This is a genomic window from Neobacillus oceani, from assembly GCF_046237595.1.
Lineage (GTDB): Bacteria > Bacillota > Bacilli > Bacillales > Cytobacillaceae > Bacillus_D > Bacillus_D oceani.
In genome coordinates this window covers 2,782,420-2,794,818 of the sequence record NZ_CP143543.1, presented here as the reverse complement: position 1 = coordinate 2,794,818, position 12,399 = coordinate 2,782,420, and the positions used below count along the sequence as shown (strand labels likewise).

Below are 12,399 nucleotides of genomic sequence, written 5' to 3'. Positions count from 1 at the left end.
AGAAAGGAGGGGCGTTGCCGAATGCCCAGGAAGGTAATTTTGGTTACCGATGGCGATGAGTATGCGAGGAAGGCTGTCGAACATGTAGCGGCTGAAATTGGCGGCCGCTGCATATCCCTATCTTCGGGAAACCCTTCTTTACTTGGCGGGCCAGATATTGTCGGGCTCATCAAAAAAGCTGAAAACGACCCGGTTCTTGTCATGTTTGATGATAGCGGACTAATAGGGGAGGGGCCTGGCGAAGCAGCTTTGAAATATGTTGCCTCCCATCCCGATATCGAGGTGCTGGGCATTGTGGCAGTTGCTTCAAACACACACCAGGCGGAATGGACAAGGGTCGACGTCTGTATAGACCGGTATGGGGAATTAACGGCAAATGGTGTGGATAAGTTCGGTGTTCAGGAAATGGAAACCGGAAGAATTTATGGGGACACTGTCTATTGCCTTGACAGCCTGTATGTGCCGGTCATTGTGGGGATTGGAGATATCGGGAAAATGGCGCGCAGGGACCACTACACTTTGGGTGCCCCAATTACGAAAAAAGCGGTTGAGATTATTCTCGAAAGGAGCGGTTACTATGATCAGCAAGAATGAGGAGAAAAAGCTGCTTCCTAAATCCCTTACGGAAATCGAAACCTATATGAAGGAGCACGCCGGCCTGGGCAAAAGCTTCGATCTGGGGGTCCGGAAACTGAAGGTGCTAAGGAAGGACGTCCATTTTTACTACGTGAACGGCCTTTGTGATACTTCATTTATTATCGAGATAATTGAATCCTTGGATGAACTTAATAATAGTAAAAAAATGGTGACGGGAATTGTCCAATATCTCGAACAAAATATCGTTCATCAATCAGTTACAAGGGTTTATTCTATTGAGGATTTTGTAACAGCGGTCCTATCTGGCCTGATTGTGTTCGTAATGGAAGGCGAAGGAGTGGGCCTGTCTGTCGATACGAGAGGTTACCCTGGCAGGCAGCCGCAGGAGCCCGATACTGAGAAAGTTGTCAGGGGATCAAGGGACGGATTTGTAGAAAACATCATTCTGAACACAGCGCTTACGAGAAGGCGAATTCGAGATGAGAGGCTCCGGTTTGAAATGATTCACGTAGGATTAAGGTCAAAAACGGATATTGCGATCGGCTATATTGAAAATGTGGCCAGTCCTAGTTTAGTTGAGAAAGTAAGGAAAGAGCTGCAAGCTATCGTAGTGGATGGCCTTCCAATGGCAGATAAGACGGTTGAAGAATTTATCGTAAATCAGGGGTTTAATCCGTATCCATTGGTCAGATACACAGAAAGGGCGGATGTCGCTTCTGTCCATTTGCTTGAGGGCCATGTGCTAATTTATGTGGATACTTCACCAAGTGTTATCATTGCACCGGCAACCTATTTCCACCATGTTCAACATGCCGAGGAATACAGGCAATCCCCAGCGGTAGGGACCTTTGTACGTTGGACAAGGTTTTTAGGTATCCTATCTTCCATCTTGCTTCTCCCATTGTGGTATTTATTTATCGTCGAACCGGGTTTGCTTCCCGAAAAATTATCGTATATCGGACCAAACGATACAAGCAGCATCCCAATCATCATCCAGTTGCTTCTTGCGGACCTTGGTATCGAATTTCTCCGTATAGCCGCCATCCATACCCCTACTCCGTTATCCACAGCGATGGGTTTGATTGCGGCTGTACTAATCGGGCAAATTGCGGTTGATGTCGGACTTTTTGTACCAGAGGTAATCCTTTATGTAGCAGTCTCGGGGATAGGCACATTCTCAACTCCGAGCTATGAGTTAAGCGTCGCCAATAAAATTGGCAGGTTCATGCTGCTCATCGTCGTAGCATTTTTCCATACGCCTGGATTTATTATCGCGACTACCGTCTACCTGCTGTTTTTAGTCCGTATAAAATCATTTGGAATTCCTTATTTATGGCCGTTTCTCCCGTTTGATCCGAAAGCCTCCATCCAAATATTGATTCGAAGGGCTGTTCCCGGAGCCATCCTCCGCCCGAAAATCATGCACGCTGGGAATCGTTCCCGCCAATCCTCCAGGTAACTGAAATGCATTGCGGTTTAGGGTCAGATATGCTAAAGTAATTAATTAAAAAAGGACGGGCATATTCGTTTGTGGACAGTCCTAGCAGCGGCCTGTCCTTTTCCTTACCCGAATGCCCGCTGCAATCACGATTTGACGCCATTTTAGCAGGGAGAGGAAATACATGCATTTTCATGGGACAATTGGAGTAAACCAGGCGGGGAATCTGGAAATCGGCGGAGTCGACGCCATCGAATTGGCGAACCAGTATGGAACACCGCTTTATGTATATGATGTCGCATTGATCCGGGAACGGGCCAGAGGATTTAAACGGGAGTTTGAAAAACAGGGTGTCAAGGCCCAAGTTGCCTATGCAAGCAAGGCATTCTCGACAATCGCCATGATCCAGCTTGCGGCCGAGGAAGGCCTCTCACTTGATGTTGTATCGGGTGGAGAACTGTATACGGCTCAGGTAGCCGGATTTCCGATTGAAAAGATTCATTTTCACGGTAATAACAAAAGCAGGGAAGAATTGGAAATGGCAATTGACCTTGGAATTGGCTGCATCGTTGTCGATAATTTCCATGAACTCTCCATGCTGCAGGATATATGCGTACAAAGGAATGCAAAAGCTAAAATCCTTCTGCGCGTTACCCCGGGGATTGAAGCGCACACACATGACTACATCCTTACAGGCCAGGAGGATTCGAAGTTTGGTTTCGACTTGAACAATGGAGAAGCGGAACTTGCTTTAAAAGCTGCCTTGGAGGACTCCTGTTTTGACTTGCTTGGCGTCCATTGCCATATTGGGTCACAAATCTTTGAAACAACTGGTTTTATTCTGGCAGCGAGAAAAATTGTTGAAAAACTTGCCGCTTGGAGAGACGCCTATTCTTTTAAAACAAGGGTCCTCAATCTTGGAGGCGGTTTTGGAATCAGGTATACGGACGAGGACAGTCCGCTCCCGCCATCGGCTTATGTGAGCGAAATCATCTCGGAAGTAAAACGCCTGGCAGCATCCAATTTAATGGAAATGCCGGAAATTTGGATTGAACCGGGCCGCTCTCTTGTGGGGGATGCGGGTATCACACTGTACAGGACGGGCTCAAGCAAGGAAGTCCCCGGGGTCAGGAAATATCTCGCTGTCGACGGAGGGATGAGCGATAACATTAGGCCGGCCCTCTATCAAGCGAAGTATGAGGCTGTCCTGGCATCGAGGCCGTTGGCAGAGCCGAATGAAACCGTATCGATCGCGGGTAAATGCTGCGAGTCCGGCGATATGCTTATTTGGGATTTGCCACTCCCGGAATCCGGGCAGGAGGAAATTCTCGCTGTTTTCTGCACTGGCGCCTACGGCTATTCAATGGCAAATAACTATAACAGAATACCGCGGCCTGCGGTTGTGTTTGTTGAAAATGGGGAAGCCTCACTCGTTGTGAAAAGGGAAACCTACGAGGACCTCCTTCAGTATGACCTGCCGTTTGTATCTTCAGTAAATAAAGAAACTGCCCGTAAATAGGGCAGTTTTTTTCAATAAGCGGGTAAACGGAAACTTTCCGGTTGAGAGGAAATCAACGGCTATGATCCATTTAAATAACACATCTTTGATTCTACCTAAATAGTATTCTTGTATTTATTCAAAAAAGGAGCGGATGGCATCCGCGATGCTTTTAAAAAACTTCTTCAGGGTTGCCAAAATCCCTTTCCCTTCTTCAGAGTCAAGGAATTTTGAAAATTGGTCCTTCGCTTTGTTCAGTTGGTCCCCGACCTGGCCCCAGTCGATATCCAGATCTTGCAGCTTTTTAAAAAGGGCGGTCAATGACTGAAGCTCTTCATTTGTTAAATCCACTTTAAGTTCCTGGGCCTGTTGTTCAATCAACGCTTTAAGTTCCGCCTCGTTTCTTGGTTTATCTTTTGAAATTTCTTCCTTAACTTTCGCGATCAGGGCTGAAGCATTTTCTTTGCCGATAGAATCACCGAGCTTAGCGGTTTCTACCATTTCCTGATTAGCCGCCTGTTTTATATCCTCCGGGATTGTTTCATCCGCGGAAATCTCATAGGCCTTTATAATCCCTGTAAGGGCCGCTGTTCCGGAAACGGCAACCGGGGCGGTGATATAAATGCTGGCATCCTTTACCCCAGCTGTCATGAGGGCATTCAGGTACATTTCATCCGTGACCCACGTAATATTTTTTGTTTTAACCGTAAGACCTGTATCCTTCTTATTCATCGTGATGGCCGAAGAGGAAATCGCCCTTGTGCCAATCATTGACTTTGGCACGTATTTTCCCAGATATTGATGTTCTTCCTTATTTGAAACCGTAACTATCTGTACGTCCCCGGGAGCGCCCATTTCTTTTAAAAGCGCATCCTTTTGCCCATCAGACAGGTTTTCTCCCAATGTCACAATCATATCTCCTTCCGCCAAATCCGCGGAAACAGTTAAAGGCATTGCAAAAATGCAAACAGACGCCAGGAAACAAATAAACTTTTTCATACAGTCCTCCAGATGTTTATTATTTTATCCATCAACCAGGGTAATAATGGTATTTAACCAAGCCGGCAGCTTCCGGCAGTCTAGGGGTATGGATAAAATTCATATAATAGTGTAGAATGGTTGGCATTGGCATCCATTTTAATGGAGGTGGGACCAATGCCGAATAAAAACAACCTGGTGCTCCTGGTCGGGCTTTTAGCATTCGCCATGGTCTGGGGGATCATTTATTGGGTCTTTATTGCATGACCCTTCGTAGGAAAAAATAATGCCTGGCCGCGATCTTTCCTTGTCCGCGGTTGCCCCGGCCAGTGAAATTTTGTATGATTAACGATAGCGTAACTTCGGGGGACAATGAACATATACTAATCAAAAACCATCCAATCCAAATAACATGGTTACAGGAATGGGCCTATAACTATAATGAGGGATCAAAATGTTAATACGCTATAAAAAACAGTTTGAAAAGATAGCAATGGGATTAATATCTTTTATGCCTGGCGAAAAAGATATTAAGAAATTGCAGCAATCAATGAAACAATACGAAACAGCTGAAGGCTGGCAGCTTTTCCTCTGGAAGGAGGAAGACATCACCGGTTTAATCGGTATTCTCCATACAAGTGATGAAACAGCCGAAATCCAGCATATCTCCGTTAACCCGTCCCATCGCGGCCAAGGAATTGGGCGTGCTATGATCGAGGGCATCCGGGAAATGTTTCCGGAAAAAACAATCGAGGCGAATGAAATAACGGCTCCATTTTTGGAGAAGTGTTCACAAAATGAAGGCGCGGGAAGTGAAGGTTAATCACTTCCTGCGTTTTGTTTTTTCCGCTCAAGCGCCTTTTCCCTTTCCAGGATGACTGTGGACCGGTCGCGGACCTTGTGGCGGTCAATAATGATCTTCGGAGGCAAACCGCCTTCCTTGCACCATTCAGCCCCCATTAAGCGGCAAGCCTCGATGCACAACTCCTCCAGCTTAGCGTCACTGATTGGAATAATGAACTCTTTGTACTCTTTTCCATCCTTTACCCTCACAATCAGCTCATCTAATCGCAAAATTAATTTTTTGCCATCGATGCCAAGTGAAGCAAGTGCCGGTTCCTTGCCGCTTAAAATGACTTTTGCTTTTTGAAGTGTCCTCATCGCACCCGCCGTATTTCTCCTTCGATAATGGTAACAGCCCACCGCGAGCTGGATAAAGCCGACCCAAACGGAATCCTTGTTCCCTTTATCTTCCTCTTTCCAATATTCCTCTAATATTTCATGACATTCAAAGTAATCACGGTCGCCATGGAAATGCGACAAATAGTTGATAAATGCTTCCGGATACATGCCATTCCTCCCGAAGTTTGGTTGGTCTACCCACAGTTTATCACAAAGGGACGGCAAAGAGCCCGCAAGGCAATTGCGGGCTCTTTAGCGAAAGATTTGGCCATTGTCTAGTACCAGGAGGCACCAACGATGATCAGCAGGATGAAAAGGACAACAATTAAAGCAAAACCTGCTCCAAAACCACAGCGTACTCCATCTCCCATACTATAACCTCCTATTGGTTTCGTATCTTATCCATACATGCTATGTAGGAGAGGATAATTGTGTATGGGCACATTACCCGTTTATTGACTTTCCTGATTCGCCAAAATCTTCCTCTTCGGGTTATTCCGCTAAATTCTTGTTGGAATAACACATTTCAATCTACTATACTAGTAATAGTTTAGATTAAATATACTGCAGAACTTTGGTGAAAAATTATATGCATTATAATGTGAAGCTCGATACATTCGAGGGGCCGCTCGATTTGCTGCTCCATTTAATCAACACGCTTGAGATTGATATATACGACATCCCGGTCGCACAAATTACAGAACAATACCTGCTTTACATCCACACGATGAAAGAACTAAAGCTGGACCTCGCAAGCGAATACCTTGTTATGGCCGCGACGCTATTGGCAATTAAAAGCAAGATGCTGCTTCCGAAACAGGAAGAGGAGCTGTTTGATGAGGGGCTTGAGAACGGTTTTGAGGAGGATCCGCGAAACGAACTCGTCGAAAGGCTGATTGAATATAAAAAGTTCAAGGAAGCAGCACTGGACTTAAAAGGGTTCGAGGAAGAACGGAGCCTGATTTACACGAAAGCGCCGAGCGACCTTTCCGAGTTCCAAAAGGAGGCAATCACTCAGCGTGCGCTTGCTCCCTCCGTTTCCCTTTATGACATGCTCGCTGCCTTTCAGAAGCTAATGCGTAGAAAACGCCTGCAAAAACCGCTAGCAACAAAAATCGCCCGGCAGGAAATTTCGATTGAAAAAAGGATGGATGACATCCTTGCCTTGTTAAGTGGCAAGGCCGGAGCAATCGATTTCTATGATTTGTTCCCTTCACCGGAAAAGGAGTATATCGTGGTGACATTCCTTGCGGTGCTAGAACTTATGAAACGGAACGAAATCATCGCCGAACAGGCTGAAAACTTCGGTGGAATTCAAATCATTCCAGCACGGAAAGGAGCAGCGGCAGTTGGATATTATTAATTACCATAGCATACTGGAGAGCCTATTATTCGCCGCGGGGGATGAAGGGCTTTCCATCAGGCAGATTGCCGAAGTCCTTGAGGTGGACGAGGGCAGGGCCGCACAAATAGTCGATGAACTGAAGGAGAACCTCGAAAACGATTCCGAGCGCGGCTTAATCATCATTCTATTGGCTGGTACAGTGCAGCTTGGCACAAAAAAAGAAAATGCGCCTTACCTGAAAAAGCTGGTGGACGTACCCGGATCCGCAAGCCTTTCCCAGGCCGCGTTGGAGACTCTTGCCATCATCGCCTATAAACAGCCGATCACCAGGGCGGAAATAGAAGAAATACGTGGGGTGAAAACAGAAAGGCCGCTCCAGACACTGATGTCGAAAGCTCTTATCAAGGAAGCTGGCCGGGCTGAGGGTTCCGGGCGCCCCTACCTGTATGGAACAACGAAGGAGTTTCTGGATTACTTTGGCTTGAAAAACCTCGATGAATTGCCGCCGCTTCCTGATAAAAACGAGGACGAATTCATCCAGGAAGAAGCCGACCTGTTTTTTGGAAGGTTCCAGGACCAAGAGTAAAGCAAGGAAAAGTACGAATGTTTCACTCACCTTTTGAAAAGGTGCCTAGGTCGAAACCCTTAGACCCATTATTATGCTAAAATGGAAATATGCTCGATAATAAGGAGAGGGAAGCCGCATGATTATTAAAAAAAGCATTGGATATGAACTAGAAAAGGAAAAATCGAATACATCCGAGGACTTTTTTAACAGAAGCGAACTTACATATATCGATGAAGGCAAAGAAAAAACGCTTCATGTTTTGTACCTTCGTTATTTTGATGAACGATTTGCCGAGTTCGTCCCGTTCGAACACGACCCCCTATTCAAGGCGGGCGGCAAAGATATTTTCTTCAAGGATTTGGTGGCACTTGTCTGTATGATCAAAAATCCAGGCCTGCGCAATCGCAAAAGGTTATACCTTCATACCCAAAAAGAGTTCGCTTCCTATTTCAAGGGCATCGACTACTCAAAGCTACCGGGAGTTTTTGAATCAATCGAATCGAAGGGCAATTTTGACCTTAATTCCCCGCTAGAATTCGTGCTCCAGCATAATTAAAGGAGGCCGGCCATTTTGGGGGGCATTTTAAAAATATGAAACTTTTAAGACACAAAACAGGGGTAACCCTGTTTTTTTGTTGTCGCGGGAGACATGCTAGCTAAAAAATTATGCTAGTTTTATCGATACATTGGCCACCGGTTGAGAGTGGTGTTGAACCCTCCATCATCCCGCGTTAAAAGAGGATTTAAAGGCCGTACAGCAGTGGTCAAGGGTTCCTTCGGGCGTTTAAAGAGGATTTAAAGCCTGAACAGCAGTGTTCAGTCGTTCCTTTGGGCGTTAAAAGAAGATTTTAATGACCCGAATGGTTGTTACAGGCTGTTTTACTAAAACTGCCCTCCTCCTGGTGTTGTTGGTCATATTGGGCATGGTCCGGCATAAACTTGTACAAATACAAGTAGGAGTGCGAAATCGCAATGAAAATAGTGAAACGAACAGCCGTCATCATTCTTCTTTTTACCTTAATGCTTGGCATTGTTCCCTCGCGTCCTTATGCGGCATTTTCGGTTAGCGGACAAGCTGCTGTATTAATGGAGCAAAAAACCGGGCGTGTTTTATTCGAAAAGCAGCCCCATACACCGATGAGGATAGCAAGCATAACGAAAATCATGACTGCGATCCTGGCGATAGAATCAGGGAAAATGGATCGTTATGTCAAGGTTAGTGAGCATGCGGTACGGACAGAGGGATCGTCAATTTATTTGAAGGCCGGGGAAAGGATTACTCTCGAAGATCTTGTTTATGGCCTTATGCTCCGCTCAGGAAACGACGCGGCCGCCTCCATTGCCGAATTTGTTGGGGGAAGTGAAGAAGGTTTCGCCTTTTTAATGAATCAAAAAGCGGCGGAAATTGGCATGTACAATACTGTCTTTTCCAACCCTCATGGGCTCGACAACAAAGAAAACCACTATTCAACCGCATACGATATGGCGCTTCTGACCAGGTATGCAATGAACAATGAGGTGTACAAGAAGATTTCCGGGACTAAAATCCACCGGGCGCCAAATCCGGAAGAAGCATGGGACAGGGAGTGGAGGAATAAGAACCGCCTCCTTTCAATGTACACATATTGCACTGGCGGGAAGACCGGGTATACGAAACGTGCAAAAAGGACGCTTGTGACAACCGCGAAAAAAGGGGACATGGAGCTGATAGCCGTAACCCTGAACGCCCCCGATGACTGGAATGACCATATTGGCATGTTCGAATCCGGGTTCGCGACGTTTGATCTGGCTGAAGTGCTGCCGGAAGGAACCGTACGGTTGGAAAAAGAGCCATACAAAAATGGATCCATCTATATTGCAAATCCTGTTTTATACCCCGCCACGAAAAATGAAATTGATAAATTCTCAATAGACTACAAGCTGGAACATCCGAAAAGAGGCAAATTCCCTGGAGAAGTTGTCAATGGCTGGGCCACGGCAGGCAAAGCCACCATCTACTTGGACGGTAGGGCGGTCAAATCTGTACCTATCTTTTTTAAGCCCAATGAGAAAAAAAAGACCGGATATCTATTCGGCTTCAAGCGGTTGATGGCTAAAGTGATAGGTTTAAAAAGCAATGGTTAATTATATTTGGGTCATTCTCACCCTTATTGGAATTGTGTTTGCCATGATCAATGGAACGATGCATGAGGTGAACCAGGCTATTTTCAAGGGGGCGAGAGATGCCGTAACCCTTTGCATTGGCCTCGTAAGTATCCTGGTCTTTTGGCTTGGGATGATGAAAATCGCTGAGGAAGCAGGTATTTTGAAAGGGCTCGCCAAAGTATTCAAACCGATTATCAGGCCCCTGTTCCCGGAAGTGCCGGCCAACCATCCCGCCATGGGTTATATCCTCTCCAATATCATTGCCAACATGTTCGGGCTTGGAAACGCTGCTACTCCACTTGGGTTAAAGGCCATGGAACAATTGCAAACCCTGAACAATAAAAAAGATACGGCGAGCCGCTCGATGGTTACATTCCTGGCGATTAATACAGCTAGCGTGACTATTTTGCCAACGACCGTAATCGCAATCCGTTTAAACTACAATTCGGCTTCCCCGGCGGAAATCGTCGTTCCCACTTTAATAACGACAATTCTATCGGCGATTGCCGCTATTCTGATAGACCGGTATTTTTATTGGCGAAGAAGCCGTAAAGGGGGATAAGATGGGAGCAATTGCAAATATTTCACTCTGGTTTATCCCTTTGACTATTGCAGCGATCCTGATAATCGGGACATTAAAGCAAGTGCCAACTTATGAGAGCTTCGTGGATGGTGGGAAGGAGGGGATAAAAATCGCTGTTTCCATTATTCCTTTTCTCGTCGGAATGTTGGTCGCTGTATCCATTTTCAGGGCTTCAGGGGCCCTCGATGCCCTTACAGGCTGGATTAGGCCATGGCTCTCGGATATGGGCCTGCCTCCCGAAATTGTCCCGCTCGCCCTTATTCGCCCGATTTCCGGGACCGCGGCGCTCGGCATGACGAGCGACCTCATTGCCACGTACGGCCCCGATTCTTTCCCGGGCCGCCTAGCCTCGATCCTCCAAGGAAGCACGGATACAACCTTTTATGTCCTTACGGTATATTTTGGGTCGGTTGGAATCAGGAAAATGGGCGATGCACTGAAGGTCGGGCTACTTGCCGATGTTGTTGGCATTGTAGTTGCAATCTTTGTCGCCCTGCTCGTTTATTAAAACTGTTTAGCCATAAAGAATTCGAAGCCCGCCCGCCGTTAATGGCGGGTTTTTGCATACGGTTTGTTTTTTCCTTCATGCACGGGTGGCTGCGCTTTGTTAAAAAAAGGTCTCATACTTTGAAATCAGGCTGAATTGTGTCATAATTCATTAGAAAACAATTTCACTATAATTAAATGGGAATTTATTGAGGTGGCATAGATGGAACGGTTGCAAAAAGTTATCGCACGAGCGGGAATTGCTTCAAGAAGGAAAGCGGAAGACTTGATCAGGGAAGGGAAAGTAAAGGTTAATGGCAAGGTCATTACAGAGCTAGGGGTAAAAGTATCTCCTTCTGACAGGGTTGAAGTGGAAGAAGTCCAGATTGAACGGGAGGAACCTGTTTATTTCCTATTTTATAAACCGCGTGGAGTCATTTCGACGGTTAAGGATGAAAAGGGAAGGAAGGCAGTAACAGATTTCTTTCCCGATATAAAGGAAAGGATTTTTCCGGTTGGACGTCTCGACTATGATACTTCGGGTCTCCTGCTTCTGACGAATGACGGTGATTTTGCGAATCTGCTCATGCACCCCAGGAGTGAAATTGATAAAGTGTACGTGGCTAAGATAGAAGGAATTCCTCAAAGGGAAGCCCTCAGGAAACTGGAAAGAGGGATTAAACTGGAGGATGGGAAAACCGCGCCAGCCAAAGTAAAAATGCTGTCTAGCGATAAAAAGAAACAAACCGCCATCATTGAGATTGCCATTCATGAGGGCAGGAACAGGCAGGTAAGGCGGATGTTCGAGGCAATTGGACATCCCGTTGCCAAGCTGAAGCGTGAACGTTATGGATTCCTGACGCTTGGAGGCCTGAAAGCGGGTGAAATGCGGGAATTGACGCCTCATGAGGTAAAGCAGCTGCGTGCTCTTGCTATGGAAGTGGGCAAAAAGAATTCATAAATCTGTCACAATTACTAGAACGTTTTCACAGTGGCTATCTTGAAAAGTGTTATAATTTATCAGAACATCGATATTTTGGGGGAGAGAAAATGAAAAAACGGCGGTTGGCAATGAGGACAGCCATTCTGGTACTTTTGGTCGCGGCCGTAGCCTATACACTCTATGCGAATTTTACTAAAGAAGAGCGCACGAGAGCCAAAACCGGCGAAATCGCTCCGGATTTTGTCCTAACAGATTTAGAAGGCAACCAACACAGGCTATCCGACTATAAAGGCCAAGGTGTGTTTCTGAATTTTTGGGGAACTTGGTGCAAGCCGTGTGAAAAAGAAATGCCCTATATCAACAATCAATACAAGCAGTTTAAAGACCGAGGGGTAGAGGTGCTTGCTGTCAATATTGGCGAATCGAATCTAGCTGTTAGTAGTTTTTCTGAAAAATATGGGCTTACGTTCCCGATTCCCTTAGATAAGGACAGCCAGGTTATGAACGCTTACGGAGTCGGTCCGCTTCCGGCGACGTTCCTTGTCGATAAGGAAGGGAAGATTGTCAAATATCATACCGGCCAGTTGACAGAACATATGGTCAAACAATATATGGAGAGCATCGAACCTTAAAGAA

At 46.0% G+C, this 12,399-nt stretch carries 15 protein-coding genes; 12 read left to right on the top strand and 3 right to left on the bottom strand.

Annotation, left to right across the window (positions count from 1 at the left end; translation table 11 throughout):
* Positions 1 to 21: 21 nt before the first annotated feature.
* From V1499_RS14075 to lysA, 3 genes are all read left to right on the top strand, one after another.
* Positions 22 to 594, top strand: a complete 573-nt coding sequence (locus V1499_RS14075; RefSeq protein WP_409270527.1) for a stage V sporulation protein AE — start codon at positions 22 to 24, stop codon at positions 592 to 594.
* Complete coding sequence (locus V1499_RS14070; RefSeq protein WP_409270526.1) at positions 578 to 2,056, top strand: spore germination protein; 1,479 nt, start codon at positions 578 to 580, stop codon at positions 2,054 to 2,056. Before V1499_RS14075 ends, V1499_RS14070 begins: the two co-directional genes overlap by 17 nt.
* 163 nt (positions 2,057 to 2,219) lie before the next feature.
* Positions 2,220 to 3,554 (top strand): diaminopimelate decarboxylase, encoded by a 1,335-nt coding sequence (gene lysA / locus V1499_RS14065; protein ID WP_409270525.1) that lies wholly within the window; start codon positions 2,220 to 2,222, stop codon positions 3,552 to 3,554.
* A gap of 114 nt (positions 3,555 to 3,668) precedes the next feature.
* On the opposite strand, the gene V1499_RS14060 is transcribed toward lysA, so the two are convergent.
* Entirely contained in the window at positions 3,669 to 4,532 is an 864-nt protein-coding gene (locus V1499_RS14060) for a DUF1002 domain-containing protein (protein ID WP_409270524.1), read from the bottom strand.
* Positions 4,533 to 4,965: 433 nt separating this feature from the next.
* Here V1499_RS14060 and V1499_RS14055 point away from each other — a divergent pair, with 433 nt between their 5' ends.
* Complete coding sequence (locus tag V1499_RS14055) at positions 4,966 to 5,334, top strand: GNAT family N-acetyltransferase (RefSeq protein WP_409270523.1); 369 nt, start codon at positions 4,966 to 4,968, stop codon at positions 5,332 to 5,334.
* Here the strand turns inward: V1499_RS14055 and V1499_RS14050 are convergent.
* Together V1499_RS14050 and V1499_RS14045 are read right to left on the bottom strand one after the other, a co-directional pair.
* Positions 5,331 to 5,861 carry a DUF309 domain-containing protein gene (locus V1499_RS14050; protein ID WP_409270522.1) on the bottom strand — a complete coding sequence of 177 codons (531 nt, stop codon included), beginning with the start codon at positions 5,859 to 5,861 and terminating at the stop codon, positions 5,331 to 5,333. The two genes, V1499_RS14055 and V1499_RS14050, sit on opposite strands and share 4 nt — an antisense overlap.
* A gap of 107 nt (positions 5,862 to 5,968) precedes the next feature.
* Positions 5,969 to 6,064: a YjcZ family sporulation protein gene (locus V1499_RS14045; RefSeq protein WP_409270521.1), complete on the bottom strand. Its 96-nt coding sequence runs from the start codon at positions 6,062 to 6,064 to the stop codon at positions 5,969 to 5,971.
* Between the two features lie 218 nt (positions 6,065 to 6,282).
* Here V1499_RS14045 and V1499_RS14040 point away from each other — a divergent pair, with 218 nt between their 5' ends.
* The 8 genes from V1499_RS14040 to resA all read left to right on the top strand — a co-directional run bounded on the left by V1499_RS14040 (position 6,283) and on the right by resA (position 12,395).
* The gene (locus V1499_RS14040; protein WP_409270520.1) at positions 6,283 to 7,056 is read left to right on the top strand and encodes a segregation/condensation protein A; all 774 of its coding nucleotides are present in this window, start codon (positions 6,283 to 6,285) and stop codon (positions 7,054 to 7,056) included.
* Positions 7,043 to 7,624 (top strand): SMC-Scp complex subunit ScpB, encoded by a 582-nt coding sequence (scpB, locus tag V1499_RS14035; RefSeq protein WP_409270519.1) that lies wholly within the window; start codon positions 7,043 to 7,045, stop codon positions 7,622 to 7,624. Before V1499_RS14040 ends, scpB begins: the two co-directional genes overlap by 14 nt.
* Positions 7,625 to 7,742: 118 nt before the next feature.
* Entirely contained in the window at positions 7,743 to 8,162 is a 420-nt protein-coding gene (locus V1499_RS14030) for a hypothetical protein (RefSeq protein ID WP_409270518.1), read from the top strand.
* Between the two features lie 416 nt (positions 8,163 to 8,578).
* On the top strand, positions 8,579 to 9,730 hold the full coding sequence (locus V1499_RS14025; protein ID WP_409270517.1) for a D-alanyl-D-alanine carboxypeptidase family protein: 1,152 nt from the start codon (positions 8,579 to 8,581) through the stop codon (positions 9,728 to 9,730).
* Complete coding sequence (locus V1499_RS14020) at positions 9,723 to 10,313, top strand: nucleoside recognition domain-containing protein (protein ID WP_409270516.1); 591 nt, start codon at positions 9,723 to 9,725, stop codon at positions 10,311 to 10,313. The genes V1499_RS14025 and V1499_RS14020 overlap by 8 nt, the downstream gene beginning before the upstream one ends.
* A 1-nt stretch (position 10,314) precedes the next feature.
* Positions 10,315 to 10,842, top strand: a complete 528-nt coding sequence (locus V1499_RS14015) for a spore maturation protein (RefSeq protein WP_409270515.1) — start codon at positions 10,315 to 10,317, stop codon at positions 10,840 to 10,842.
* Positions 10,843 to 11,043: 201 nt separating this feature from the next.
* On the top strand, positions 11,044 to 11,781 hold the full coding sequence (gene rluB / locus V1499_RS14010; protein WP_409270514.1) for a 23S rRNA pseudouridine(2605) synthase RluB: 738 nt from the start codon (positions 11,044 to 11,046) through the stop codon (positions 11,779 to 11,781).
* A gap of 89 nt (positions 11,782 to 11,870) precedes the next feature.
* Positions 11,871 to 12,395, top strand: a complete 525-nt coding sequence (gene resA / locus V1499_RS14005; protein ID WP_409270513.1) for a thiol-disulfide oxidoreductase ResA — start codon at positions 11,871 to 11,873, stop codon at positions 12,393 to 12,395.
* Positions 12,396 to 12,399: the final 4 nt, after the last annotated feature.